At 32.3% G+C, this 26,837-nt stretch carries 26 protein-coding genes; 16 read left to right on the top strand and 10 right to left on the bottom strand.

Annotation, left to right across the window (positions count from 1 at the left end; translation table 11 throughout):
* Positions 1-9: 9 nt before the first annotated feature.
* The 10 genes from HSX10_RS08200 (at position 10) to HSX10_RS08155 (ending at position 9,123) form a co-directional block, all read left to right on the top strand.
* A complete protein-coding gene (locus HSX10_RS08200) occupies positions 10-417 on the top strand; it encodes an Lrp/AsnC family transcriptional regulator (RefSeq protein ID WP_173587716.1) in 408 nt (135 codons plus the stop codon).
* Positions 418-424: 7 nt separating this feature from the next.
* Positions 425-1,360 (top strand): hypothetical protein, encoded by a 936-nt coding sequence (locus HSX10_RS08195; protein WP_173587715.1) that lies wholly within the window; start codon positions 425-427, stop codon positions 1,358-1,360.
* Positions 1,361-1,535: 175 nt separating this feature from the next.
* Complete coding sequence (locus HSX10_RS08190; protein ID WP_173587714.1) at positions 1,536-2,231, top strand: Ig-like domain-containing protein; 696 nt, start codon at positions 1,536-1,538, stop codon at positions 2,229-2,231.
* A 21-nt stretch (positions 2,232-2,252) separates the two neighbouring features.
* Positions 2,253-3,116, top strand: a complete 864-nt coding sequence (locus HSX10_RS08185) for a hypothetical protein (RefSeq protein ID WP_173587713.1) — start codon at positions 2,253-2,255, stop codon at positions 3,114-3,116.
* A 231-nt stretch (positions 3,117-3,347) separates the two neighbouring features.
* Positions 3,348-4,472 (top strand): CNNM domain-containing protein, encoded by a 1,125-nt coding sequence (locus tag HSX10_RS08180; protein ID WP_173587712.1) that lies wholly within the window; start codon positions 3,348-3,350, stop codon positions 4,470-4,472.
* A 3-nt stretch (positions 4,473-4,475) separates the two neighbouring features.
* Complete coding sequence (locus tag HSX10_RS08175; protein ID WP_173587711.1) at positions 4,476-4,949, top strand: methylated-DNA--[protein]-cysteine S-methyltransferase; 474 nt, start codon at positions 4,476-4,478, stop codon at positions 4,947-4,949.
* A gap of 3 nt (positions 4,950-4,952) precedes the next feature.
* Entirely contained in the window at positions 4,953-5,474 is a 522-nt protein-coding gene (locus HSX10_RS08170) for a PaaI family thioesterase (RefSeq protein WP_173587783.1), read from the top strand.
* A 12-nt stretch (positions 5,475-5,486) separates the two neighbouring features.
* On the top strand, positions 5,487-6,635 hold the full coding sequence (locus HSX10_RS08165; RefSeq protein WP_173587710.1) for a serine hydrolase domain-containing protein: 1,149 nt from the start codon (positions 5,487-5,489) through the stop codon (positions 6,633-6,635).
* Positions 6,636-6,689: 54 nt separating this feature from the next.
* A complete protein-coding gene (locus tag HSX10_RS08160) occupies positions 6,690-7,403 on the top strand; it encodes a 3'-5' exonuclease (protein WP_173587782.1) in 714 nt (237 codons plus the stop codon).
* Positions 7,404-7,431: 28 nt separating this feature from the next.
* Positions 7,432-9,123: an ABC transporter ATP-binding protein gene (locus HSX10_RS08155; RefSeq protein WP_173587709.1), complete on the top strand. Its 1,692-nt coding sequence runs from the start codon at positions 7,432-7,434 to the stop codon at positions 9,121-9,123.
* On the opposite strand, the gene HSX10_RS18825 is transcribed toward HSX10_RS08155, so the two are convergent.
* The 9 genes from HSX10_RS18825 to trhO all read right to left on the bottom strand — a co-directional run bounded on the left by HSX10_RS18825 (position 9,118) and on the right by trhO (position 17,811).
* Positions 9,118-9,243 (bottom strand): hypothetical protein, encoded by a 126-nt coding sequence (locus tag HSX10_RS18825; protein WP_256928796.1) that lies wholly within the window; start codon positions 9,241-9,243, stop codon positions 9,118-9,120. The two genes, HSX10_RS08155 and HSX10_RS18825, sit on opposite strands and share 6 nt — an antisense overlap.
* Before the next feature lie 229 nt (positions 9,244-9,472).
* Positions 9,473-10,126, bottom strand: coding sequence for a 3-oxoacid CoA-transferase subunit B (locus HSX10_RS08150; protein ID WP_173587781.1), 654 nt, complete (start codon positions 10,124-10,126; stop codon positions 9,473-9,475).
* Positions 10,127-10,220: 94 nt separating this feature from the next.
* On the bottom strand, positions 10,221-10,922 hold the full coding sequence (locus HSX10_RS08145; protein WP_173587708.1) for a CoA transferase subunit A: 702 nt from the start codon (positions 10,920-10,922) through the stop codon (positions 10,221-10,223).
* 90 nt (positions 10,923-11,012) lie between these two features.
* Positions 11,013-13,367, bottom strand: a complete 2,355-nt coding sequence (locus HSX10_RS08140) for a penicillin-binding protein 1A (protein WP_173587707.1) — start codon at positions 13,365-13,367, stop codon at positions 11,013-11,015.
* Positions 13,368-13,369: 2 nt separating this feature from the next.
* Positions 13,370-13,876 (bottom strand): gliding motility lipoprotein GldH, encoded by a 507-nt coding sequence (locus tag HSX10_RS08135; RefSeq protein WP_173587706.1) that lies wholly within the window; start codon positions 13,874-13,876, stop codon positions 13,370-13,372.
* The gene (locus HSX10_RS08130; protein WP_173587705.1) at positions 13,860-15,098 is read right to left on the bottom strand and encodes a PSP1 domain-containing protein; all 1,239 of its coding nucleotides are present in this window, start codon (positions 15,096-15,098) and stop codon (positions 13,860-13,862) included. Before HSX10_RS08130 ends, HSX10_RS08135 begins: the two co-directional genes overlap by 17 nt.
* Positions 15,099-15,256: 158 nt before the next feature.
* Positions 15,257-15,487: a ferredoxin gene (locus HSX10_RS08125; RefSeq protein WP_173587704.1), complete on the bottom strand. Its 231-nt coding sequence runs from the start codon at positions 15,485-15,487 to the stop codon at positions 15,257-15,259.
* Positions 15,487-16,731, bottom strand: a complete 1,245-nt coding sequence (locus HSX10_RS08120) for a peptidase U32 family protein (RefSeq protein WP_173587703.1) — start codon at positions 16,729-16,731, stop codon at positions 15,487-15,489. Before HSX10_RS08120 ends, HSX10_RS08125 begins: the two co-directional genes overlap by 1 nt.
* 6 nt (positions 16,732-16,737) lie before the next feature.
* Complete coding sequence (trhO, locus tag HSX10_RS08115) at positions 16,738-17,811, bottom strand: oxygen-dependent tRNA uridine(34) hydroxylase TrhO (protein WP_173587702.1); 1,074 nt, start codon at positions 17,809-17,811, stop codon at positions 16,738-16,740.
* Between the two features lie 489 nt (positions 17,812-18,300).
* Here trhO and HSX10_RS08110 point away from each other — a divergent pair, with 489 nt between their 5' ends.
* From HSX10_RS08110 to HSX10_RS08085, 6 genes are all read left to right on the top strand, one after another.
* Positions 18,301-20,724 carry a TonB-dependent receptor gene (locus tag HSX10_RS08110; protein ID WP_173587701.1) on the top strand — a complete coding sequence of 808 codons (2,424 nt, stop codon included), beginning with the start codon at positions 18,301-18,303 and terminating at the stop codon, positions 20,722-20,724.
* Between the two features lie 18 nt (positions 20,725-20,742).
* On the top strand, positions 20,743-22,050 hold the full coding sequence (locus HSX10_RS08105; protein ID WP_173587700.1) for a DUF4374 domain-containing protein: 1,308 nt from the start codon (positions 20,743-20,745) through the stop codon (positions 22,048-22,050).
* 210 nt (positions 22,051-22,260) lie between these two features.
* Positions 22,261-23,265 (top strand): recombinase RecA, encoded by a 1,005-nt coding sequence (gene recA, locus HSX10_RS08100; protein WP_173587780.1) that lies wholly within the window; start codon positions 22,261-22,263, stop codon positions 23,263-23,265.
* Positions 23,266-23,370: 105 nt separating this feature from the next.
* On the top strand, positions 23,371-23,799 hold the full coding sequence (locus HSX10_RS08095; RefSeq protein WP_173587699.1) for a hypothetical protein: 429 nt from the start codon (positions 23,371-23,373) through the stop codon (positions 23,797-23,799).
* Between the two features lie 42 nt (positions 23,800-23,841).
* Complete coding sequence (locus tag HSX10_RS08090; RefSeq protein ID WP_173587698.1) at positions 23,842-24,387, top strand: RNA polymerase sigma factor; 546 nt, start codon at positions 23,842-23,844, stop codon at positions 24,385-24,387.
* Positions 24,388-24,390: 3 nt separating this feature from the next.
* Positions 24,391-25,965, top strand: a complete 1,575-nt coding sequence (locus tag HSX10_RS08085; protein ID WP_173587697.1) for a hypothetical protein — start codon at positions 24,391-24,393, stop codon at positions 25,963-25,965.
* 19 nt (positions 25,966-25,984) lie between these two features.
* Here the strand turns inward: HSX10_RS08085 and HSX10_RS08080 are convergent, their stop codons facing one another.
* Positions 25,985-26,734, bottom strand: a complete 750-nt coding sequence (locus HSX10_RS08080) for a lysophospholipid acyltransferase family protein (protein ID WP_173587696.1) — start codon at positions 26,732-26,734, stop codon at positions 25,985-25,987.
* Between the last annotated feature and the right edge of the window lie 103 nt (positions 26,735-26,837).

Raw genomic sequence — 26,837 nt, 5'->3', positions numbered from 1 at the left:
AAACAGAAAATGGACGCTATTGACCAAAAAATTGTAAAAATGCTTCGTGAAAATGCACGTGAATCATTTGCTACTATAGGAAAAGCTGTAGAATTATCAGCTCCAGCAATTGGTAAACGCGTAAAACAACTAGAGAAAAAAGGATTTATTTTAGGGTATTCTTTAAAGCTTAATCATGATAAATTAGGCGTTACAGTTAGGGCTTATATCAATTTAAAAATTCATCAATCTAGTACTATAAGAACAGCATACAACCAAATCAAATACATAAACGAAGTAGAACGCTGCGACCGCATTACAGGTGAAGATAGCTTATGTATTTTAGGCTATTTCAAAGACAACAAGGCTTTAATTACTTTTTTAGAACGTATTTCTCAATACGGAGTTCCTAATACTAGTATTATATTAGAAAGTTAGATAACCTATGTATTACAATTGTAAAATACAGATAGCATTTATACTCTTAGCATTGGTTTTTGGCTGCAAAGACCAACAACAATCTAAAATTAAGGATATATCGGTTTCTGAAATCCCCTCAAATAATTATGAAGAGAATCAAAAATTAGATTTAACAGAAACAATCAAAGACTCTCTGGAAATTAAAAAAGGTGAATTTACAGACTATCCCTTAGAAGAAATTCATTCAAACTATATAATGTCTCATAAAGACTCTTTGGATTTACTTCTTTTTTGGAGAAAAACAGCCTTCTCTACTTTAGAAACTGAAAATTCCAACTTATCAAATTCAAAAATAAAATCTTTATTAACTAATCATTTTGATGGTGACAGAAGCATCTTAGTTGCCAGTGTATATACTTCTCCTGATAACTTGTTTAAAATATTTGTTGGTCGGGGAGAATCTTGTGGTGCGTATTGTAATCCTTATTGGGTTTCCCAAATTGTGCTAGAAAATGGACAAATCATCGAGAAATTAGAGTTTAAAGATCTAGAACATATTTACCTAATGCCTGATGGAAAATACCTAATAAAGGAAAAAAGTTTTGGTAGACCTGCATCTGTTTACTCTGAGAAAACAAAATCTGCCACTTTAATTTCTTTTAAAGATAATGAGATAAACTATCACCAAATCGATTATAATTATCCAAAGTACAATGAAATTCTAAACGACAGTATTTACAATCCTAGCGGAAAACTATCGTTATCTCAAGAAAGTTTTATTGAGACAAAGCACTATTTAACTTACAACAAAAAATCGAAAACACTCTCGTATAGTTATGCCACCGATTTTTCATTTTGCTGTCAGGTTGATTCAATATATGCTTACAAAGGGGAATTTAAATATAAAAATGGACAATTCATTCATTTAACTGAGCAAAAAAAGTATATCGAAATAGATTAAAAGTTGCTATAATTAATAATTTTGAATCGTAAAAAAACACTCTTGTATAAAATATAAGAGTGTTTTTTTTATGATCTATTTCCAACGCCCCCTAATAGTGAATTCTTAATTTTTTAACATTATAGTGTAAGGGTTTTAAATTATTAAAGACAACTACTTTATAAATTTACTATCTATGATTAAAAAGTACACGTTTTTACTTGTTTCATTATTACTATTACAAACAAGTTGTATCGGAGAAGATATTGTTAATGACTTTATTGAACCTGAGCTCAGAATTCTAAACCCTATTAACTCATTACCCGTTCCTGAAACTTATCAGCTAAACACTGCATATTTTAATAATATAGGAATTGAAGAAGAAACAATAGTAACTTGGAGCAGTTCTAATTTAAACATTGCAACCGTTGACACTTCTGGGTTTCTAACTGCTATTTCTGAAGGAACCACCACAATATCTGCTTCTGTATTAGAAAATGATATTTTTTTAGAAGAAAGTTTTTCTATAACCATTACAGAAAATGGAACTGTGGTAATTATAGAACCCGTTGTAAAATCGGGTACCATTGTAACGACTAGTAGTTATTTACTTACGGGTGGTTTTACACTCGCAGAACAAGAAAACTCTGACAACCTACTGCTTTCTGTAAATAGCGACTACCAAGCTACAACTAGCCTACCTGGACTTTACTTGTACTTAACTAATAATCCTAACTCAATTTCTGGTGCCTATAGTGTTGGACCTGTTAGTGTTTTTAATGGCGCTCACACATACACAATTCCCAACACTAACATTAACGATTACACCTATTTACTTTACTGGTGCCAACCTTTTGGTGTAAAAGTAGGTACAGGCGAAATATTAGATTAATTACATATTTAAATTATGACAATGACTTTAAAAAAAATAATCCCAACTTTAATTATCATCTTAAGCTTTCAACATTCTTTTGCACAATGGACTAAAGATAAAGGCAAAGGATATTATAAAGTTTCAGCCTGGTATTTAGAATCTGACGAACATTATACAGATACCGGAGATAAAGATCCTAACGCCACCAGAACAAATTTTAATTTCAACTTTTATGGACAATATGGACTTACTAAAAAATTAGATTTAGTAGCCTATATTCCTTTTTTCTCCAGAACAACTCAAAATGATGCTATTTCAAGAACAACCGGACAAGTTTTAACTGAAGGTGAAGCCGTAAATTCTATTGGAGATATCGACTTAGGTGTCAACTATAGCCTATTTAATAAAAACTCTTGGGCTTTATCTGCCTCTTTAAAATTTGGCTTGCCTACAGGAAAAAGTGAAGGTGGATCTGATGGAAGTTTTCAGACTGGTGATGGAGAATTTAACCAACTAGTACAGCTTAACTTAGGTAAATCCTTTAATATATATAACCAATCCTTTTACAGTAAAGTATATTTAGGGTTTAATAATAGAACCAATGATTTTTCTGATCAACTAACCACAGGATTAGAATTAGGAACTCAATTAATTCAAAATAAATTTTGGCTAATAGGAAGACTAAACACAATACAATCCTTACATAACGGAAGTTTAAATGCACAAAATTCTCAAGGTAGCATATTTGCAAATAATATCGAATATGTTGGTTTAGGCGCAGAAGTTGCTTATTACATCAACAAAAAACTAGGTGTCTCGTTCAACTATTCTTCTCTTTTAAGTGGAAAAATTATTGCAGCAAACCCTTCATTTAGTGCTGGCGTATTTTTAGATGTCAAATAATTTAGACTATCTCAATTAAAAAAACCTAATTTATATAAAAGGATTAGTCAATAATTAAATTTATGACTAATCTTTTTTGTTTACAGTCCTAGAAGTATTTTTTTCCTGTTACACCAAGGTGAAAGATTAACAAATTAATAAGTAAAGCCAATATTTTTAAGGTCGATAAAATAAATCTACAATTCAACATTCATTTTGTAACTTAGCCCTAACTAAAACACTTATTTATTAATGGGCTTACTTATTTTTTACGCTGTCATATCTATATTCTTTTCTTTTATATGTTCTATTCTAGAAGCTGTACTCTTAAGTTTAACACCTACATTTATAAATCTTAAAAAGAAAGAAGGCAAAGTTTATGCTACGGAACTAGAAGAATTAAAAAAAGATGTTGACCGTCCTTTAATTGCTATTCTTACATTAAACACTATTGCCCACACGGTTGGTGCTATCTTAGTTGGTGTACAAGCTAAAGTAGCTTATGCCGAAATGTATGGCACTACAGAAAGAACCATTTTAGGTATTACTATTACTGAAGATTTAATGGTAGCCATTGTATCTACCGTAATGACTATTCTAATTTTAGTTGCTTCAGAAATTATTCCAAAAACAATAGGGGCAACATACTGGAAACAGTTAGCCAACTTTACATCTAAAGCTCTTAATATTTTAATATTCCCTCTTAAATACACCGGTATTTTATGGGTGCTTCAGTTAACCACAAAACTCATTGGCGGAAAAGGACACGGAAGTGTTTTAAACAGAGAAAGTTTTGCTGCAATGGCAGATATTGCACATGAAGAAGGGGTTTTTGAAGAAAATGAAAGTAAGATTATAAAAAACCTACTCACCTTTAAAGAAGTTTTTGCCAAGGATGTAATGACACCTAGAACAGTAATGAAAACTGTGGATGAAAACATGACTGTAAAGGAGTTTTTTAAAGAAAATATGAATCTACGATTTAGTAGAATCCCTATATATTCAGGAGATGCAGACAACATTCAAAACTTAGTTTTAAAAGATGAAGTTTTTAAAGAAATGGCCTTAGATAATGGATCTAAAAAATTATCTGATCTTAAACGAAATATTATTGTTATTGAACGAAATCTACCTATTCCTAAACTATTTGAAAAGTTAGTAGAAAGCAGAAATCATATGGCTTTAGTGGTCGATGAATATGGTTCTGTTAGTGGAATTGTAACTATGGAAGATGTTATAGAAACTCTTCTAGGTCTAGAAATCATGGATGAAAGTGATAACGTTTCAGACTTACAATCTTTAGCTAGAAAAAGCTGGGAAGCTAGAGCGAAGAAACTAGGTATTATTGAAGAGGAAAAAACACCAGAAAACGAATAGAAAATGGTTTCGTGCATCATTAATTCTCCTTTAGGTTACGCAAAAATTATTGGAGATGAAAATGGTATTACTCAAGTTAGCATACTAAATACTGAAGAACAAATCACAGATATAATTCCTCATGAACTTGAGGATTGTGCTAATCAACTTCAAGATTATTTTGAAGGTACTCTAAAAACATTCAACTTAAATCTAAATCCTGAGGGTACAGAATTTCAGAAAAAAGTATGGAAACTTTTAGTAGATATTCCTTTAGGTAAAACCATATCTTACCTTCAATTATCTAAGCAATTAGGCGACCCAAAAGCCATTAGAGCTGTTGCTAATGCTAATGGTAAAAACCCACTTTGGATTATTGTTCCATGTCATCGCGTTATTGGAAGCAACGGAAGTCTTACCGGTTATGCTGGTGGTTTACACCGAAAACAATGGTTACTTAATCACGAGAGCGAAAACAAACAACAAACCTTATTTTAATTGATGTACAAAGTTGCTACCGAATTTTTAAAACGTTTTTTTAAAACCTCAACAATCTATAAATACGGTTTTAATTGGTCGCCTATGTATAGACGGACAACTGCTAAACTTATTGAAGTAAGTGACGATCTACACTACGTAAAAATAAGACTCAAACTTAATTGGAAAAACCGGAATTATGCCGGTTCCTTATTTGGAGGCAGTATGCTTGCTGCTACAGACCCAATCTACATGATACAGTTAATTCAGATCCTTGGTAGTGATTACGTTGTTTGGGATAAAGCAGTAGAAGCACGTTATAAAAGACCTGCAAGAACAACAATTTATGGTGAATTTATATTTTCTGAACAAGAAGTTAAAAACATAAAAGACTCAATATCAAAAAATAAAGAAACTGACATTCTTAAAACAATGAGTCTTGTAGATGATAACCAAAATATAATTGCTACATTTAATAAAACACTATATATCGCTGACAAACAATTTTATAAAGACAAATTAAAAAAACGTCAAGCAACTAATTAACACTTACCACAAATGAAGTTTCTAAAAAACGCACTTAAATTCATTGTTATTCTATTGGCAGTTGTTATTGCTGCACTTTACATAACGGATACCGATTATTTATTAAAAGCTGTACGAACCATATATATGAATGGCCACAAAACAGCATATTTAGAAGACTACAAACAATTTGATAACCAAGCCATTAATATAGGAACACCTGAACCTTGGCCAAATCATAAAGATTATAACAGCGCCTCAGAAACAGAAGAGCTTACAAAGCTAAACGAATCTTCAGGTACCATTGCCTATGTTATTATTAAAAATGATAGCATTTGGTTTGAGAATTATTACGATGAATTTAATGAAAATTCTAAATCGAATAGTTTTTCTATGGCTAAAAGTTACGTTTCTGGATTGATGCAAAAAGCGATTCAAGATGGATATATTAAAAGTTTAGACCAACCTGTTTGCGATTTCCTTCCTGCATTTTGTGATGGAAAAGCGGCAAAAATGACGGTTGGTGATTTATCTAGCATGAGCTCTGGTACAAATTGGGATGAAGCCTACTATTCTCCTTTTTCTATTACCACACGTGCCTACTTTGATGATGACTTATCTAAAGTTATGAATGGCTTAAAAATGGCAACAGATCCTGGAAAAAGCTACAAATATGCAAGTGGAGACACTCAAATGTTAGCTATGGTTATTGAAAAAGCAACCGGTAAAAAATTATATAAGTATTTTGAAGAAAGCTTTTGGAAACCTTTAGGTGCGGAAAACGAAACACTTTGGCAAGTAGATAGTGAAGATCACGATTTAGTAAAAGCTTATTGCTGTATTGCTAGTAATGCAAAAGATTTTGCGCGTTACGGAAAACTATTTAAAGACCATGGAAAATGGAATGGCAAACAAATTTTAGATTCTACATTTGTTTCAAAATCGGTACACCCGCGTTTTAAAAACGGTCCAATGTATGGCTATGGTTGGTGGATTGCTAAACATAAAAATAAAAACATTTTTTACATGCGTGGTCACTTAGGGCAGTATGTAATTGTAATTCCTGAAGATAACGTTATGGTAATCAGACTAGGACATACGGTTGCAAAAGCACAAGGTAATGCACATTCACCTGATTTTTATACCTTTATAGACGAAGCTTATTCCATGATGGAAAAGTAAAACGCTAAACCTTTCAGTTTTTAAAACCTGTTGGGTTTGCCAAATACACAATACATGATTAGCAAACTCAACTTAGAAAACATTCTATTTTTAGATATAGAAACCGTTCCTGAAACAGAAAATTTTTCAGATTTAGATAATGCAAAACAGGACCTTTGGAATGCCAAGTCGCGTTACCAGCGAAAAGAAGAATTTTCAGCAGAAGAGTTTTATGACCGAGCAGGCATTTGGGCTGAATTTGGTAAAATTGTATGTATTTCGGTTGGCTACTTTAACATAGAAGAAGAAATTCGAAGTTTTAGAGTGACTTCCTTTTACGGTGATGAAATAAAAATTTTAAATGATTTTAAAAACTTACTAAACACACATTTTAATTCTGATAAGTATTTACTGTGTGCTCATAATGGTAAGGAATTCGATTTTCCATACATAGCAAGACGCATGATTATTCACCATATAGAATTGCCAGAAAAACTAAATTTATTTGGAAAGAAACCTTGGGAAGTACCTCATTTAGATACTTTAGAATTATGGAAATTTGGTGATTTTAAAACCTATACGTCATTAAAATTATTAACTAATGTATTAGGCATTCCTTCACCTAAAGATGATATTGATGGTAGTGAAGTTTATCACGTCTATTACAAAACGAAAGAAATAAATAGAATTGTTGTTTATTGCGAAAAAGATACAATTGCAGTCGCACAAATATTTTTAAGATTAAGAGGCGACAAATTGCTTCAAGATAATGAAATAAAACATGTGTAATCTAGTTTTCTAGATTCAAATCTCTCTTATGGCAGATCAAAAATTACTTCAAGTTGAAGGTTTAAATATTTCCTTTTATAAGGATAGAATTGAAAATAAAATTATAAAAAATAGCTCATTTCATATCAATAAAAATGAAATTGTAGCCGTTGTAGGCGAATCTGGATCTGGTAAATCTATTTCTTCACTAGCCTTAATGGGATTATTACCTAAACAGATTTCGAAAATTACATCTGGAACCATTCAATTTGAAGATAAAAACTTGGTGGATCTATCTGATAAAGAATTTCAAGCTATAAGAGGAAGAGAAATTGCCATGATTTTTCAGGAACCTATGAGTTCTTTGAATCCTTCTATGCGCTGTGGTAAACAAGTTGAAGAAATCTTAAAACAACATTTTAAATTATCTAATTCAGAAATTAAATCCGAAGTTCTAAATCTTTTTGATAAAGTAAAGCTACCTAATCCCGACCGAATTTATAAAGCGTATCCTCATGAAATCTCCGGAGGACAAAAACAGCGTGTTATGATTGCCATGGCTATTGCTTGCAAACCTAAATTACTGATTGCAGACGAACCAACCACAGCTTTAGATGTTACTGTACAAAAAGAGATTTTAGAGTTGCTTAAAACGATTCAAATTGAAACAAAAATGAGCGTTCTGTTTATCTCTCATGATTTGTCTTTAGTTTCGGAATTAGCAGACCGTGTTTTAGTGATGTATAAAGGTGAAATTGTAGAACAAGGCACAACCGAAACCATATTTAATCATCCAAAAGACAATTATACCAAGGCGTTAATTGGCGCTAGACCATCAACAGATTTTAGATTAAAACAATTACCGACAATCTATGACTTTATGAATAACAGCGTAAGTAAAACCATTATTTCTGATGAAAACAGAATTGAAAACCACAACAAATTATATGCTCAAAACCCTTTATTAGAAGTTATTGATGTTGAAAAAACATACCTATCCAAAACGGGATGGTTTACGAAAGACAAACCTTTTAATGCCGTAGATGGTGTAAGCTTTAAAGTTTACCCAGGAGAAACGATAGGCTTGGTTGGTGAATCTGGTTGCGGAAAATCGACTTTAGGAAATGCTATTTTACAGTTAGACAAAGCGACTTCTGGACAAATATTATATAAAGGGAAAGACATTACAAATTTGAATACTTCGGATATGCGAACGTTACGAAAAGATATTCAGATTATATTTCAAGATCCATTTGCTTCGCTCAATCCAAGATTAACTGTTGGTAATGCTATTTTAGAACCCATGACGGTTCATAATATAGGATCTTCAAATAAAGAACGAAAAGAAAAGGTTATTGAAATTTTAGAAAAAGTAGGCTTAGATGCTTCTGCTTTTGACCGCTATCCACATGAATTTTCAGGAGGTCAGCGTCAGCGTGTAGGTATAGCAAGGACTATTGCTTTAGAACCTCAGCTTATTGTATGTGATGAGTCTGTTTCGGCTTTAGATATTTCAGTACAAGCACAAGTTTTAAATCTATTAAATGACTTAAAGGAGCAATTTGGCTTCACTTATATATTTATTTCACACGACTTGGCCGTTGTAAAATATATGGCAGATCAGTTATTAGTAATGAATAAAGGAAAAATTGAAGAAATTGGAGATGCAGATACAATATATGCTTCCCCTAAAAAAGAGTATACAAAAAAGCTGATTCATGCTATTCCTAAAGGATTATAGCATGAATACTCTTTTTGTTAATTTAAAAACATCAGAGATAAACTCTAAAGTGCTTTCTAATACTGAAAATTCATGATTTTCAGTTAAAGTAGGGTTTGGTAAGCTTGATTTAGTTTTCATAATCAATATTTCAATATAGGTTTGGGGCAAAAAGGAAATTAAGTTTATGGTAACTTACGTTTTCTAATATATTTCTTTTATTAGATACAGCAATATCTAATATATTTTAACATTAACCGCTTAAACACTTAATAAATCGCTGAAATACATTTTAATTTAACATTTAAAAGATTTTACCTTCAAAAAAAAGCAGCTAAAATTAGCAGCTCTTACAAATAAAATTTATTTTTCACACATTCATTTCCGGTATTTCAGCTTCAATAATTAATTCACCTTCCGTAGCAGAAATAATAGCCTCGACAGAAACTCCTGGCGCACGTTCTAAAAGCTGAAATCCTTTTGGAGTAACTTCTATCACCGCCATATTTGTTACAATTTTCTTTACACAACCAACACCTGTTAAAGGTAAAGAGCAATTTTTTAATAATTTAGACTCACCTGCTCTGTTGGTATGCATCATTGCAACAATAATATTTTCTGCACTTGCTACTAAATCCATAGCACCTCCCATTCCTTTTACCATCTTTCCTGGTATTTTCCAATTAGCGATATCACCTTTTTCAGAAACTTCCATAGCACCAAGTATCGTTAAATCTACGTGTTGACCTCTAATCATACCAAAACTTGTTGCTGAATCAAAAAATGATGCTCCTGGCAAAGTAGTTATTGTTTGTTTGCCTGCATTAATAACATCTGCATCTTCTTCGCCTTCAAAAGGAAATGGCCCCATACCCAAGACTCCATTTTCACTTTGAAATTCGACTTCAATATCTTCTCTCACAAAATTAGCTACCAAGGTTGGAATACCTATACCTAAGTTAACATAATAACCATCCTTAACTTCCTGTGCAATGCGCTTTGCGATTCCGTTTTTGTCTAACATATCTTCTGTCATTTCTGCCGAGGCAGAAATCTATTTAATTAATATTATAACTCTATTTGGAGATTCCTATCCTAATAAATAGGATTGACAATCTTTAACCTCGTTGTCTTACTGTAAGTTGCTCAATTCGTTTTTCATAAGTTTCACCTTGAAAGATACGTTGAACAAATATTCCGGGAATGTGTATTTGATTAGGATCTAATGTTCCAACCGGAACTAATTCTTCAACCTCAACAACGGTTACTTTAGCAGCACCGCACATGTTTGGGTTAAAATTTCGAGCAGTTCCTTTAAAAATTAAGTTCCCTGCGGCATCACCTTTCCAAGCTTTAATAAAAGCAAAGTCGGCTTTAAAAGCATGTTCTAAGACATACATTTTCCCATCAAATTCTCTAGTTTCTTTTCCTTCGGCTACTTCTGTTCCGTAACCTGCGGGTGTATATATCGCAGGAAACCCAGATTGAGCTGCTCTGCAACGTTCGGCTAGTGTGCCTTGCGGAATTAATTCGACATCTAATTCACCAGAAAGCATTTGACGTTCAAATTCATCATTCTCTCCAACATAAGATGAAATCATTTTTTTGACCTGCTTTTGCTGTAGTAACAGACCTAGACCAAAGTCATCAACCCCTGCATTATTAGAAATACAGGTTAACCCCTTAATATTTAGTTTTACGAGCTGAGCAATGGCATTTTCAGGAATTCCAGATAAGCCAAAACCACCAAACATAAAGGTCATATTATCAGTAACACCCTTAAGTGCCTGAGAAATATTATCTACTTTTTTATTAATCATAGGTACTAGTTTTTGCATTTGAAAAATACAAAAACTAGTATCAAATTAATAATATAAAATCATAAAATGGAATACCTAAGTTGAGATTTTTTAAAAATCGAAATCAACATTATCTTCAGGATTATCATCGCCAACAAGATCACCTTCATCTTTAGCTTCACAATCTATATTGATTGTTAAATTAGAAGGCTTTTCAAAATTACTTGTAGATACATCTAAAGTTTCATCTGCGTAACAAGCTTTCATATAAAGCCCCCAAATTGGTAATGCCATAGAAGCACCTTGACCATAAGTAATTGTTCTAAAATGCGCTGCTCTATCTTCTGCACCAACCCAAACACCAGTTACTAAATTGGGCACCATACCCATAAACCAACCGTCACTTTGGTTTTGTGTTGTTCCTGTTTTACCAGCTATTGGATTCTGAAGATCATAAGGATAACCCGTCATCACTTCTTGATACATTTTATTATACTTTTCTACTCCTTTAGTTCTTAAACGTCCACCAGAACCTGCTTTTGTAACCCCTTCCATAAGATTAACAGTTACATAAGCAACTTCTTCACTTAATACATCTCTACTTTCTGGTGCAACTTGATATAAGATAGTTCCATTTTTATCTTCAATACGTGTTACCATAACAGGCTTGTTATAAACTCCTTTATTAGCAAAGGTAGAATATGCAGCAACCATTTCGTAAACACTAATATCTGCTGTTCCTAAAGCAATTGCGGGCACAGGTACAATATCTTGTTCAATACCTAATTTCTTAGCCATTTCTACAACAGGTTGAGGTCCTATTTCATTCATTAACCTTGCCGTAACTGTATTTGTAGAACTTGCCAAAGCATCTTTAAGCGTTTGCTCACCTGAATAATTACCATCAGAATTTTTAGTTGTCCAAGGTTCTGGATTTCCAAACTTATTAGCAGCAATAGTAATTTGTGTTCTTGGAAAATAGTCGCAAGGCGATAATTGTAATTGATCAATAGCAGTAGCGTAAACAAAAGGTTTAAAGGTAGATCCTACCTGACGCTTCCCTTGTTTTACCATATCGTATTGAAAATTTCTGTAATCTATACCACCAACCCAAGCTTTAACATGACCTGTTTGTGGATCCATTGACATCATCCCTGTACGTAAAAATGATTTATAATAACGCATAGAATCTTTAGGCTTCATTATAGTATCTATTTCACCTGCTTTACCATTCACCCATTTAAAAACTCTCATTTCTGTTGGTACCTCAAATGAAGCACGGATCTCTTTCTCAGACTTTCCTTGCTTTTTAAGTATTCTCCAACGTTCTCCACGCTTCATACCGTCATTCATTAGCTTAGTAACTTCAGATTTTGAAAGATCTAAAAATGGCGCTGTTTTATTACGGTCTGGTGTATTTTGATTATCAAACTCTGCTTGTAATCTAGACATGTGTTGTTCAACCGCCGTTTCTGCATATTTCTGCATGCGAGAATCTATTGTTGTGTAAATTTTAAGACCATCAGTATATAAACTATATTTACTACCATCTGGTTTTCTATTCTGATCATCCTTTGCCCAATCTTTCATGAAACCCCTAAGGTATTCTCTAAAATAAGTCGCAATACCTTCACGGTGAGATTCTGGTGAATAGTTTAAATCTAATTCTGTTTTTTGAAGAGAGTCTTTTACTTCTTCTGTGATATAATCATATTTAGCCATTTGAGCCAAAACAACATTACGTCTATTTCTAACACCAACAGGATTTTTGTGAGGTCTAGGATTGTATAACGAAGGGTTTTTTAACATCCCAACAATCATACTAGATTCTTTAGTATCTAAATCTCTTGGTTCTTTTCCAAAATATATTCTAGAAGCACTACGAATACCATCTGCATTGTTGTTAAAATCAACAATATTAAAATACATCGCTATTATTTCCTCCTTAGTATATTGACGTTCTAAACGGATAGCAATAACCCACTCTCTTACTTTTTGAGAAAGACGCTCAATAATATTTGAAGAAACCTGTTTTGTAAATAAGTTTTTTGCTAATTGTTGAGAAACGGTACTTGCTCCACCACCAGCGCCTAATTTATAAATAGCTCTCAAAGTTCCTCTACCATCAATACCAGAGTGTTCATAAAATCGGATATCTTCTGTTGCAACCAATGCATCGACCAAATTTTGAGGTAAATCTTTAAAACCAATTGGAGTTCTGTTATCGTCAAAATAAAACTTCCCTAATGTTTCATCATTTGAAGAAATAATTTCTGAAGCTAAATTAGTTTCCGGATTTTCTAATCTTGTATAATCGGGCATTTCACCTAAAAATCCCCAAGACGCGAATAAAAACAATAACACAATAGCTGAGATACCAGCTAAAAATAATATCCAAAACCAACGTACATATTTTGAAAAATCTAATGTTTCTGACTTAGATTTTACTACTTTCTTTTTTGCCATATTTACTCTTTTTGAGCTTTTTCTACTCTAAAACCAATATCTGTAATTCCTTTTAAAAACTCTACACCATTAACATCTCCATTTTTTCTCATGGCATGCTGAATATTAACAATGTATTCTCCTTCTTCGTTAAATTTAAACGGCTCTTTATAACCTCTAAACCACAATTTATTTTCTTTTAAATCTGAAAATCCCGTTCCTAAAAGTTCCCCATTAGGAGCTGCCATTTTATACTCTAAAGTATCTGTAACAACCTTGCCGTTAGGATAATCTAATTCTACAATAAGAAATAAATTACTAAACTTATAAGCATCTGTATTTCTTAAATTAACATATAAATTATAATTCTTTAAAGTGTCTGGTGCTTTAAAATTAAATGAAGCAATAGAATCTTTGTGCCATTCTTTAGGTACTGATTTGTAAGTATCAAAGACTGCATTAGAATCACAACTCACCACAAAAAAACAACTTATAATTCCAAAAAATAATGCCTTAATTGTTCTTAGCATTTGGCTTTGAATTTTGCTTTGGCTTTGCATTAATATTTTGATTACGGTTTCTATTTCTAGGTTTGTTTTTGGTATTATTGGTATTATTTCTGTTATTCTTATTGGTTTTACGTTTCTTATTCGGTTTTGGATTATCGAAACGTGTTAAACTATCTTGACCAACAACATTTTCAAATTCGGTTTTAGGATCTTGTATCTGCTCTACAGCATACATTTCTAAACTAGCTACCTTTTCCCTTTTCTTATTTTTCTCAATAATTTCATTGGCCTGTTCTGTAGTAATAATATGCCAGTTCATCCATTCTCCCTCATAAGCATACCACATTAAACCTTTAAAAATATCGGTTTTTTGGCAAACAGCATTCCCTTTTTCGGTGTACAATTTTACATCGGACTTTGGAAATGCTTTTAAGGCGTCTAAGTAAGCATCTAACTCGTAATTAAGACAACATTTAAGCTTACCACATTGTCCTGCAAGTTTTAAAGGATTAAGCGATAATTGTTGGTAACGCGCTGCTGATGTACTTACCGATCTAAAATCGGTTAACCAAGTAGAACAACACAACTCTCTACCACAAGAACCAATACCACCAAGTCTTGCTGCTTCTTGTCTAAAGCCAACTTGTTTCATTTCTATACGTGTTCTAAACTCACGTGCAAAAACTTTAATTAGTTCTCTAAAATCTACGCGTTCTTCTGCGGTATAATAAAATGTAGCTTTACTGGCATCTCCTTGAAATTCGATATCCGAAATTTTCATTTTCAGATTTAAATCAATAGCAAACTGACGTGCCTTAACCTTCATTGGTTCTTCTCTATCTCTAGCTTCAGACCAAATATCAATATCTTTTTGTGATGCTTTTCGGTATATTTTCAGAACATTTTCTGCATCATCAAGTCTAACTTTCTTACGCTTCATTTGTACGCTTACCAATTCTCCGGTAAGCGTAACCATTCCGATATCGTGACCCGTTTTTGCTTGTGTTGCCACAATATCCCCAATACTTAAAGTGAGGTTTTCTGTATTTTTATAATATTGTTTTCTGCCGTTTTTAAAACGTACCTCAACACCTATAAAAGGTTGTTGTCCGTTAGGAAGCGACATGTTAGCTAACCAATCAAAAACAGTAAGTTTATTGCAGCTATCTGTGCCACAAGTCCCATTGTTTTTGCATCCTTTTGGTTGGCCATCATTACCAGTTGAGCAACTGTTACAAGCCATAAAATTTATATATTAAATCTAGACAATACATGTCTAAATAGAGGATTCGTAAATAATTAATGAGTAAAGATAAGATTATTTCCTGAGTTAGCTAAAATCTGATTTATTATTGCAACTTCACGATAACTTAGAAACCTTTTAAAACAGCGTGTTTACTATCATTTAATCTTAACAGAAATGATATTTACAGGACACGCTTTTGATGCATTTTCACAAGCCTCTAAAATCTCATAATCATTTGATTTTAGAGTATAAAAACCTTTCTTTTCTTTTGTGTTTAGCAAAACTGTTTTTCCGTCTTTTTTAGACATCTGAAACTGATTTGGTGCCATTTCCACACAGTAATTACAGCCAATACATTTATTGCGTTGTAAAGTTATAACGACCATTAAGCTTCAACTTTATTTTCAACAATTTTGTACAATTTATCTGAAGGTCTAATTCTGAATTCAAGTGGTATCGTAATCGAGTCTCCTTTGGTTCCTTTATTTAATTTTTTATCATTAACTAACATATCTTTTAACTGAAACTCTTTTGCTCCTGTTGTAGGACCTGTAATTAAGATCTTATCACCAATAGACAGATCATAAGCTTCGATTTTAAATTCTCCAACTTTAGCTTTAGGATAAAAATGAACACCTTTACCAATATACACTTTCTTTTGTGTAGCATGACTTCCTGATCCTTTACTCCATTCTCCTAATTTTTGACCTAAATAATAACCACTCCAAAAACCACGATTATAGACTTTTTCCAGATCTTGCATCCACAAAATCACCTTTTCCTTATTATAGGTATCATTTTTAACGCTATCAATAGCATCACGATAACACTTAATAACATTCGCTACGTATTCTGGTGCTCTACCTCGTCCTTCAATTTTTAAAACCTTTACTCCAGCATCTGCAATTTCATCTAAAAAATCAATAGTACACAAATCTTTAGGCGACATAATGTACTCATTATCTAGTTCCATTTCAAAACCAGTTTCCTGATCAATAACCGTATATTTTTTTCTGCAATTTTGTTTACAAGCTCCTCTATTTGCTGAAGAATTACTAGAATGTAAACTCATATAACACTTCCCAGAAACAGCCATACAAAGTGCACCGTGACCAAAAATTTCAATTTCTATTAATCGTCCTGAAGGTCCTTTTATTTGCTCCTTTTCAATTTGCTCTGTAATATGTTTTACTTGACGCAAACTCAGCTCTCTACTCAACACCATTGTATCAGCAAAAAGCGCGTAGAATTTTACGGTTTCAATATTAGTGATATTAATTTGAGTAGAAATATGTACTTCCATACCGTGCTCTCTTGCCACAGCAATCACTGCTTGATCCATAGCAATAACAGCAGTTATATTAGCTTCTTTTGCTTTTTTAATCAAGGTTTTTACAATCGATAAATCGTGATCGTAAATTATAGTATTTAAAGTAAGGTAGGTTCTAACATTTTTGGCTTCACAACGTTTTACAATTTCTTGTAAATCATCTAGAGTAAAATTAACTGAAGCTCTCGCTCTCATATTAAGTTGCTCTACTCCAAAATATATTGAATTTGCGCCATTATCTAAAGCTGCCTGCATGGATTCAAAATTACCGGCAGGTGCCATTAATTCTATTTTCTGCATAACAACTTATATTTTATCTGTTTTTAAGGTTTCAAAAATATTTCTTAAATCTTTTTTATACGGTAAGTGATCGGCACGGCCTTTTTTGAAAATATCGTTACTATTTCCTTGCCCTTTTCGTAATGCTTTTTGTTCTTCGAATGGTAATCTGTTTATTTCCATACAGTTTGTAGAACAACAGTTTTCCATTTTTTCTTTACAAGAATCGCACTGAATAAATAATAAATGACAAGCTTCATTAGCGCAATTGGTATGTAAATCTGCTGGCTCACCACATTGATGACAATGAGCAATGACATCGTCGCTAATACGCTCTGATCTGCGTTCATCGAAAACGAAATTCTTACCTAAGAATTTATTTTCTAAACCCTGTGCTTCAATTTGTCTTACGTAATTAATGATTCCACCTTCAAGCTGAAATACATTTTTAAAGCCTTTATGTTTGTAGTATGCACTGGCTTTTTCGCATCTAATTCCGCCTGTACAATACATTACTAACTTCTTGTCTTCTTTGTGCTCTCTTAAATCTTCTTCAATTAAATCTAAAGATTCTCTAAAAGTATCGACATCTGGAGTTACTGCATTTTTAAAATGACCTATTTCGCTTTCATAATGATTACGCATATCTACCAAAACAGTGTTTGGATCTTCAATAAGTTCATTAAACTTCTCAGCATTGACGTGAACCCCCTTGTTGGTAACATCGAAAGACGTATCGTTTAAACCATCTGCGACTATTTTTTTACGGACTTTGACTTTCAACTTTAAAAAGGCAAAATTATCGTGCTCTACAGCGATATTTAATCTTACGTTTTCTAAAAATGTAATGGTATCTAAATGATTTTTGAAAGCTTCAAAATTTTCTGCAGGTACAGAAAGTTGGGCATTAATACCTTCTGTAGCCACATAGATTCTACCCAAGACCTCTAATTGATCCCAAGCAAGAAATAAGTGATTTCTAAAAATTTCGGTATTATTAATTTTGGCGTACTTGTAGAAAGAGATTGTTAAGCGTTCTTTTCCCGCTTGTTCAATAAGTTCAGCTCTTTCTTTAGCACTTAAGTTATTGTACAGTTGCATGCTATACTAATTTTTAAGGTTAAAGAATAATTAGCCGCAAAGGTATCATTTTTAACGAAAACGAAATACTGAAGCACAAAAAAAGCACTAAGAATATCTCATAGTGCTTGATTAACTTACTAACTTAAAAATTAATCTACATCGGTTTAACAGTCACAGAGGATTTAACAGCAACTGAAACACCAAATACATTACTTAAAAATTTAAAAAGCCGAAAACCAATCGACTCTTTAAATTTAATCATAGCAATTATTTTCCTTTTTCACTTAGTAGATGTAAAAATCACTGAAGGGTTGCGTATAGAAATTGATTTTCATTTTCTACACCAAATACAATTGAAGACCTATAACCTTATTAATAAAAAACAACAGTAAAATAAAACAGGAATTTAAAAGTAAAAACCTAGCAATCATAAGATATTTGCAACTAAAAGATATTTTAAAAAAAAGGCTATTTTTATTTGGAATAAATATAAATAAGGATATTTTTGTGAAAAATTTATACGTGTTTAGAATCAAAATATTTTCTTTTTACTTAGTCCTGATTTCTAGCCTTACAGCTTTTAGTCAAAATGGGAATTTTTACGGAAAAGTGAAATACAATTCTAACGAACCAGCAGTAGCTATATTTATAGCCCTAAAAGGTGATCAGGTAGAAAAAGAAACAAATTCTAACGTAAATGGTTCATTCAATTTTAAAGACATCCCTTACGGAGATTACACCATTACATTTTATTCACTAAACGATCTTCCTAAAATAGTTTCTGTAAAATTAGATTCAAAAAACAAAGAAGTTAATGTTATTCTAGAGATTTCAGCACTTGATGAAGTATTTGTAAAATCTAAAACCGTACAGCAAAAAATTGAAGAAAAAGGTTTTGCTGTAAATGTTATTGAAACTAAAGAAGCTGCAATACAATCTATACAGGTTAATGAAATGCTAGATCAATCTGCAGGGGTTAGGGTTCGTCAATCTGGTGGTTTAGGATCTCATGCCCATTATAATTTAAATGGAATGACTGGTAATTCGGTTAAAATTTTCATTGACGGTGTACCTATTCGAAATTTTGGACCCTCATTTTCATTAAATAGTATCCCTCCCTCTTTAATTAAACGTATTGAAGTTTACAAAGGCGTTGTACCACCACATTTATCAGATGATGCTATGGGTGGCGCTATAAATGTTGTATTAAATGATATTACTAAAAATGAATTAAAAGCATCTATTTCTACGGGATCGTTTGGAACTTACAGAACGGACGTTAATGGAGGTTACAGAAATAACAAAAATGGGTTTACCGCTAGAGGTTCTGCTTTTGTTAACTATGCCGATAACGATTATGAAGTTTGGGGGAATCAAGTTGCCGTAGCACTGTCTGCAGGAACACCGGATGTTTATATACACGCCAAACGTTTTCATGACAGATATAGGTCGCAAGGAGGAAAAGCTGAATTTGGATTTACAAATGTTGAATGGGCAGATAAACTTTTGGCTGGAGTTTTACTTTCTAATATGGATCAACAAATACAAACTGGTGCAACCATGGAGATTGTTTATGGAAATAGGCACACAGAGCAAAGCACCAATATGTACAGCTTAGATTTTGCAAAAGAAAATATTGCGAAAAATTTAGATGTAAGTGCATTTGTGTCTTACTCACGCCTAAACAGAAAAACTATAGATACCATTGCTACACAATACAGTTGGTTAGGTTACCCAACAAGTTATTTTAATGACCCAGATGTTTGGTCTAGCGGCGCTGAAGCAGGAGACCCAACACTTCAAAAAGACATAGATGAAACGGTAAACACTCGTACTAATCTAGCCTATCATATCAACGAGAATAATACTATTCAATTAAATCACTTACTAAATACATTTACTAGAGATTCTGACGACCCAATGCTTCCTGCTGCTGAAAATGCATTGAAAGAAGAACGTAAATATTTAAAATCCATCTTAACGGTTTCATTAGAAAACAAAGCCTTTGATGAAAAACTAAGAACTTCCGTTTTTGGAAAATCTTATTACATGGATAGAACTTCGAAGTTACGAACAAGAAGTTCTAACACCTCAGGATCGACTATTATAATTGACGAAAACAATATCACTTCTAATGACTTTGGATTTGGAGGCTCTATTTCTTATTCAATCACACCTAAAATTACGGTATTTGGTTCAGCAGAAAAAGCCATTCGCTTACCTGAATCTGACGAAGTTTTTGGTAATGTAGCTTCAAATTTAAATGCCTCTGTAAATTTAAAACCAGAACATAGTAACAATTATAATTTAGGTTTCACCTATGATAATATTCAACTAAAGAAACACACTTTCGGAATTACTTCAAATATATTTATTAGAGACACCGAAGATTTAATTATGTCATTTCCAACAGGAAGTAATGAAGAATTTTTTGAGAACTCAAATATTGGAAAAATCTATACTGAAGGATTCGACTTTACCTTAAATTATAATTACAACGAAGCACTTTTCTTTAGTGCTAACACATCATTTTTTAATGCCAGAGATTACAATGTAACCTATGATGTTAATGGAAACCCTATAACACCAAGTTACGAGCGACTTGCCAATACGCCTTACTTTACAATGAATTACAATTTAAAATTCAATACCAAGAATTTTATTCAAAAAGGATCTACGTTATCGACTTATACTAATGTATTGTATGTACATGAATTTTTTAGAGGTAGTAGTGTTCTTGGTGGTTCTGGAAAAATTGTAATTCCCGGCCAAGTTTCTTTTGATGCTGGTTTTGCTTATACATTTCCTAAAAACAAAGTCTCTTTAAGTTTTGATGTAAAAAACATATTAAACAAACAATTATTCGATAATTACGCCCTTCAAAAGCCTGGTAGAGGATTTTACGGGAAACTAACTTTTTCAATTTTATAAATAATAATTTCAAATATTATGAATTTCAATTTTAGATCAATTTTAAGTATCGCCTGTATATCGGCATTAGTTTTATCAACTTTTTCGTGTAGTGAAGATGACTCACCTTCAACAACATCGACAAATGATTCTGCTTATAGACCATACCACTTGGTAATTGGGTCTAGCCCAACGGGGGAATCTGAAACTTATACACAAGGAGTAACAGTTGAAGACCTTAATAACCCTGATAAAACATTTACATTTAGTGGTTACGGTCAAGAAATTCCATCGACACGTACAGCAAGATTATACACTTCTGATGATGGAGAAACGGTATACAACTTAAATTATGGTGGTGGAGACATCGCTAAATATGATTACATCAGTGGACAAACCTATAATTTACTTTTAACAACAGATGTCCAAGCCGTAATGGGAACTGCGTACCCACGTTGGACAAAAATTGACGACAACTACGCCATGTTACATAACGTAACGACTGAAAATATCTATGAAGATCCAACAGACGAAACTTCTCCTTATATAAAAACCACTGCTACTGTTACTTTAGCGCGTGTAGATTTAAGCACAATGAGTGTTTTAGAGAATACTTCATTTGAGTTTCCTTATAACCTAGATGAATCTGGGGAAGGTATCCATACGTTTAGAATTGATGCTCCCGTTATTACCAACGGAAAATTATATTATGGTGTTGCTAAACGTTTTTACGATGCATTAACTGGTGAAAATGGCACTATGGTTTATGATAACGTTGAAACTTTGGTTGTAGATTATCCTTCTTTAGAGAATGAAACAACAATCACTTCTACATTAGCACAAGGTTCTACTAACGGCTATAGAACACCTGTTGCTCATAAGGATGAAAATGGAGACACTTACCAATTAGTAACTTCTGGAGATGTATCAATGATGAAAATAAGCAACGGTACTTACGATGAAGCTTATGGTAAGTTTGATATTAAATCACTTTTAGGTCATAATGCAGAAGCAAACACAGGTTGGTTTTATGTAGGTAACGGAATTGGCTATGTACCTGTTTTAAATACAGACTTAGGAGATAGTGCTAGCTCTAACTGGGATGTTGTACGTATTGATATATATAACAAAACAGCAACTACAATGAATGTACCATTAGATTTATGGCTACGTCAATACCAGTGGGCAAGCCTAATTGATGGTAAATTATACATGGCTTTAGCATCTTTAGGTGGTGAAGGTAAAGTTTACATTTTTGATCCTAGTTCTACAAGTGCAGATGGTTTTACAACTGGAGCAACGTTACAAACAGGAACAACTGATGCATCATATATTGGATTATTCTAAAATAGAAATACCGATTTAATATATTAAGCCAGAGCATTTATTTGTTCTGGTTTTTTTATACCTTATAAACATCGAATGAGACCAATCAATTTTAAAAACTAAAAATCATCACTTTCATTTGTAGTAATTTGAAAACGAGAAATGTTTTAATTAAAATAAGTGTTATTTTTGAATAATAATTTAATGAAGAATTCTAAGAAAAAAGAAGATATGAGTAGTGAAAAAGACGCAAAATTAAAAGCTTTAAAGTTAACTTTAGACAAGTTAGATAAAGCTTACGGAAAAGGAACAGTAATGAAAATGAGCGATCAAGCTGTGGTAGATGTTGAAGCTATCTCTTCTGGCTCATTAGGATTAGATATTGCATTAGGCGTTGGCGGTTATCCTAGAGGTCGTGTTATAGAAATATATGGACCAGAATCTTCAGGTAAAACAACCTTAACACTTCATGCTATTGCAGAAGCACAAAAAGCAGGAGGTATTGCTGCGTTTATTGATGCGGAGCATGCTTTTGATAGAACTTATGCTGAAAAATTAGGAATAGATATTGATAATTTAATCATCTCTCAACCAGATAACGGTGAGCAAGCATTAGAAATTGCTGATAACTTAATTAGATCGGGTGCTATTGATATTGTTGTTGTCGATTCTGTTGCTGCCTTAACACCAAAGAGTGAAATTGAAGGTGAAATGGGAGATTCTAAAATGGGCTTACATGCACGTTTAATGTCTCAAGCACTTAGAAAATTAACAGCTTCTATTAGTAAAACAAACTGTACTGTGATTTTCATTAACCAATTACGTGAAAAAATTGGAGTAATGTTCGGTAACCCAGAAACTACAACAGGTGGTAACGCTTTAAAATTCTACGCTTCTGTACGTTTGGATATTAGAAGATCTACACAAATTAAAGATAGCGATAGTAATGTAATGGGTAATAAAACCCGTGTTAAAGTCGTTAAAAACAAAGTTGCTCCACCATTTAGACTCGCTGAATTTGATATTATGTATGGACAAGGCATCTCTAAAGTAGGAGAAGTTTTAGACCTTGCTGTAGAGCACGAAATTGTTAAGAAAAGTGGATCATGGTTTAGTTATGGTGATACCAAATTAGGACAAGGACGTGATGCTGTTAAAATGATCATTAAAGATAATCCGGATTTGATGGACGAACTAGAAGAGAAGGTTAGAGCTCTGATAAACGAAGCAAAATAATTGAAATTAAAAATCCTGAAATTAATCTTTCAGGATTTTTTTTGGTTTAAAACGCAACCATTTTGTCATTTTTACATCTACTATAATAATTGACTATGTTTTAATATGAAAAAATACGCTTTACTAATTCTTGTTTTTATTACAACATTAACCTCATGTAGCATTGACGATGATAATTCAGATTTATTTTACGTAAATTTTATGCCTATAGAAAGTGTAGATATTCCTGAATATTTTGTTTACGGGGAAACTTATGAAATTTTCATGACCTATACAAAACCTAACTCTTGCTATTTCTTCCGTGATTTTTATTATGCAATTGATGGTAATGAAAGAATCGTTGCGATAGAAAACAATGTTTACCAAGAAGATAATTGTGATGAAACACCAGAATCTGAAACCGTAAGCCTTAACTTTTATGTTACAAGTAATGAAACATATCTTTTTAAATTTTACCAAGGAAAAGATGAAGAAGGTGTTGACCAGTTTCTCTTAGTAGAAGTACCTATTATAGACGAAAGACCAGAAGCTTAAAGTTCAATAAAAAAACTAATTATTAATTAATCCCCAAACAATTTGAGTTTAGAACAACTCATAAAAAATTGTAAGAACAACGATGCTCAAGCTCAAAGCCAATTATACAAGCAATTTGCAAGTAAATTATTTTCGCTTTGTCTTAAGTACTCAAAAAACTATGCCGAGGCCGAAGACAATCTGCACGATACCTTTATAACAGTATTTCATAAAATAGAGCAGTATAATAACAAAGGTTCTTTTGAAGGTTGGTTAAAACGTATTGCTATTAACACGGCTTTGCAACGTTACAGAAAAGATGTTGGTGTTTACGATATCATTAATGAAGAAAACATTGAAGACGTTTCTGTAGACCTCAACGATACGGATGTTAATATTGATTTTTTACTCAAAATTATTCAAGAATTACCTAACAGATACCGATTGGTTTTTAACTTATATGTACTGGATGGTTATTCGCATGTAGAGATTAGTGAATTGATTGAAATTTCAGTAGGAACGTCTAAATCTAATTTATCACGTGCAAAAATGATATTAAAAACAAAAATTGAAGCTTATAACGCGACTCAAAACTCGCAGAGTGTTTAAATAATGGAAGACAAGAAAAACATAGATAGACTTTTTCAGGAAAAATTCAAGGATTTCGAAGTTAAGCCTAACGATGCTATTTGGGATCGTATCAACGAAAGTCTTCCTAACAAAAAGAAAAAACGTAGAGTTGTTGCGCTTTGGTGGCAACTTGGCGGTATAGCTGCTACTATTGCTTTATTATTTACTGTTGGAGTTTCTGTTTTTAATTCTGAAGAAAATAAGCCTCAAGAATTACCTTATGTAAATATTGATAAGAATACAAACACTGAATCTTTAAATAAGACTGAAGATGCTGCAAATAAGATTTTAAATTCACCTAAGACAACAAAAAAAGAAAACAATCAAGTTGCTGACTCTGATTTTAATTCAGAACAAAATTCTAATTCAAAAGATTTAAACAACGAAACTATTGAAGAAGCTTATTCTTCTAACAAAATAACAACAGCTAAGCAATCAAAACAAAAAAATGATGCCATTGCTAACAACATAGATAAAGGGATAAATAAAGCTTCTCAAAAGCTTAAAGAATCAAGAATAGTTAATAATTCAAATCAGAACTCTGAAGTTGCTAGCAAAACAAAATCATCAGATACAACTATAGAAGACACTCAAATAACTTCTGAAACAGAAAGAAAATCTATAATTAACAAGACTATAAAAAACAATAAAACAGCGGTTGTAGAAAATACTTTATCTAAAAAAGTAAATACTGAAACATTAGCTAAAAAAGAAGCTAAAACAGAACTTACTGAATCTGAAAATTTATTAATTGAAGAGACCGAAAAGGCTACAATTGAAAATGCGATTGCAGAAAATAATGAAACAATAATTGAAGAGGACAAAGAAGAGACACAAAACAGATGGAGCATTTCTCCAAATGTAGCACCTGTTTATTTTAATTCACTAAGCGAAGGTTCTTCAATAGATAATCAATTCAATAAAAACGCCAAAAACTCTGATATTAATATGAGTTACGGTATTACAGGAAGTTATGCTATTTCTAATAAAATAAAAATTAGAACAGGTATTAACCGTGTTAATCTAAACCAAACCACTACAGATGTTTTTGCTTTTACCGGTGCAGAAACAGCCGCTAGAGGATTAAATGGCTCATTTAGTAATATTACTTTTAGCGAAAACACACAAAACGTATCGCTAATGAGCTCTGAAATGATGAATAGGTCTTCTGCTCCTGAATTATTGAAAAATGTAAGCAAAAGCGAAATAGATCAACGTTTTGGTTTTATAGAAGTGCCTTTAGAATTGGAATATAAATTATTAGATCGCAAATTTGGGATTAATATCATTGGAGGCTTTAGCACTTTCTTTTTAAGTGAAAATGAAATCTATGCGGATATCAATGGCGTCTCAGAACAAATCGGTGAAGCCAATAATATTAATGAAACAAGTTTTAGCGCCAATTTTGGTTTAGGAATGGATTACAGCCTTTCTAAACAATGGTATATAAATCTTGAACCTACTTTCAAGTATCAATTAAACACGTTTAACAATACATCAGATGATTTTAGACCTTTCTTTATTGGGGTTTACACTAGGCTAAACTACAAATTTTAGAGTATTAAAAATACAGTTCTTAGTTCGTTTTTTTAATTAAATTAGTAGTTAACTCGTCTAAAATTAAAGTTCTAGCTTCTTTATTTAATGGTTTTGTGTCTGCTATTGTTAATCCTTCAGTTGGTAAAAACTTATGAATCTTAGCGCGCATTCTACCTGGGCTTCCACTAAAAAAAGTATAAGAAAAACGCTTCTTATTATCATAAAATGTAATTGGCACAATAGGGATTTGATGATTAATTGCTAATCTAAAAGCACCATCTTTAAATTCATCTAACAAAATATCTTCATCAGGTACACCACCTTCAGGAAAAATACAAATACTCAAACCTTGCTTTAAACGTCTTTGCGCTCTTAAAAAAACAGCTTGTCTACTTTTAGCACTTCCTCTATCTACCAAAATACAGGTTCGTTTATAAAAGAATCCAAATAGTGGAATTTTAGATAATTCTTGCTTACCTACAAATACAAAAGGATTTTTTACAGCCACAAACATCATCATAATATCTGCCATAGAAGTATGGTTGGCTACAAACATGTAACTCTTATTTCGGTCAGGAACTTCTGCTTTTTTAATGCTATACCCAAACCCCATTCCTATTAAAATAAACTTAGACCAAATACGTGCTAGCCTAAAAAAATAAGGATACCACTGCTCTCTTAATATCGAAATGATAAGTAAAGGAAATAATACAATAATCGGAATAGCTACTAAAATATAGAACCAAACACGATACAAAAGCCAAAACGGATATTTTATAATTGCCATGGCACCAAAACTAGTTAATTAAATTAAATCACTTCTTATAGTTGTGCTAAAAAATTTACCTTTGCTTATTATTTTTAATTTAAGTTTAATTTAATGAAACATC

This window comes from Winogradskyella undariae, from assembly GCF_013285155.1.
In the GTDB taxonomy this organism is placed as follows: domain Bacteria; phylum Bacteroidota; class Bacteroidia; order Flavobacteriales; family Flavobacteriaceae; genus Winogradskyella; species Winogradskyella undariae.
This window is presented reverse-complemented; position numbering and strand designations above follow the sequence as displayed.

Coding starts and splice junctions, on each gene's coding strand:
- HSX10_RS08200 (WP_173587716.1), top strand. CDS start 10: ATGGACGCTATTGACCAAAAAATTGTAAAAATGCTTCGTGAAAATGCA.
- HSX10_RS08195 (WP_173587715.1), top strand. CDS start 425: ATGTATTACAATTGTAAAATACAGATAGCATTTATACTCTTAGCATTG.
- HSX10_RS08190 (WP_173587714.1), top strand. CDS start 1,536: ATGATTAAAAAGTACACGTTTTTACTTGTTTCATTATTACTATTACAA.
- HSX10_RS08185 (WP_173587713.1), top strand. CDS start 2,253: ATGACTTTAAAAAAAATAATCCCAACTTTAATTATCATCTTAAGCTTT.
- HSX10_RS08180 (WP_173587712.1), top strand. CDS start 3,348: ATGGGCTTACTTATTTTTTACGCTGTCATATCTATATTCTTTTCTTTT.
- HSX10_RS08175 (WP_173587711.1), top strand. CDS start 4,476: ATGGTTTCGTGCATCATTAATTCTCCTTTAGGTTACGCAAAAATTATT.
- HSX10_RS08170 (WP_173587783.1), top strand. CDS start 4,953: ATGTACAAAGTTGCTACCGAATTTTTAAAACGTTTTTTTAAAACCTCA.
- HSX10_RS08165 (WP_173587710.1), top strand. CDS start 5,487: ATGAAGTTTCTAAAAAACGCACTTAAATTCATTGTTATTCTATTGGCA.
- HSX10_RS08160 (WP_173587782.1), top strand. CDS start 6,690: ATGATTAGCAAACTCAACTTAGAAAACATTCTATTTTTAGATATAGAA.
- HSX10_RS08155 (WP_173587709.1), top strand. CDS start 7,432: ATGGCAGATCAAAAATTACTTCAAGTTGAAGGTTTAAATATTTCCTTT.
- HSX10_RS18825 (WP_256928796.1), bottom strand. CDS start 9,243: ATGAAAACTAAATCAAGCTTACCAAACCCTACTTTAACTGAAAATCAT.
- HSX10_RS08150 (WP_173587781.1), bottom strand. CDS start 10,126: ATGTTAGACAAAAACGGAATCGCAAAGCGCATTGCACAGGAAGTTAAG.
- HSX10_RS08145 (WP_173587708.1), bottom strand. CDS start 10,922: ATGATTAATAAAAAAGTAGATAATATTTCTCAGGCACTTAAGGGTGTT.
- HSX10_RS08140 (WP_173587707.1), bottom strand. CDS start 13,367: ATGGCAAAAAAGAAAGTAGTAAAATCTAAGTCAGAAACATTAGATTTT.
- HSX10_RS08135 (WP_173587706.1), bottom strand. CDS start 13,876: ATGCTAAGAACAATTAAGGCATTATTTTTTGGAATTATAAGTTGTTTT.
- HSX10_RS08130 (WP_173587705.1), bottom strand. CDS start 15,098: ATGGCTTGTAACAGTTGCTCAACTGGTAATGATGGCCAACCAAAAGGA.
- HSX10_RS08125 (WP_173587704.1), bottom strand. CDS start 15,487: ATGGTCGTTATAACTTTACAACGCAATAAATGTATTGGCTGTAATTAC.
- HSX10_RS08120 (WP_173587703.1), bottom strand. CDS start 16,731: ATGCAGAAAATAGAATTAATGGCACCTGCCGGTAATTTTGAATCCATG.
- trhO (WP_173587702.1), bottom strand. CDS start 17,811: ATGCAACTGTACAATAACTTAAGTGCTAAAGAAAGAGCTGAACTTATT.
- HSX10_RS08105 (WP_173587700.1), top strand. CDS start 20,743: ATGAATTTCAATTTTAGATCAATTTTAAGTATCGCCTGTATATCGGCA.
- recA (WP_173587780.1), top strand. CDS start 22,261: ATGAGTAGTGAAAAAGACGCAAAATTAAAAGCTTTAAAGTTAACTTTA.
- HSX10_RS08095 (WP_173587699.1), top strand. CDS start 23,371: ATGAAAAAATACGCTTTACTAATTCTTGTTTTTATTACAACATTAACC.
- HSX10_RS08085 (WP_173587697.1), top strand. CDS start 24,391: ATGGAAGACAAGAAAAACATAGATAGACTTTTTCAGGAAAAATTCAAG.
- HSX10_RS08080 (WP_173587696.1), bottom strand. CDS start 26,734: ATGGCAATTATAAAATATCCGTTTTGGCTTTTGTATCGTGTTTGGTTC.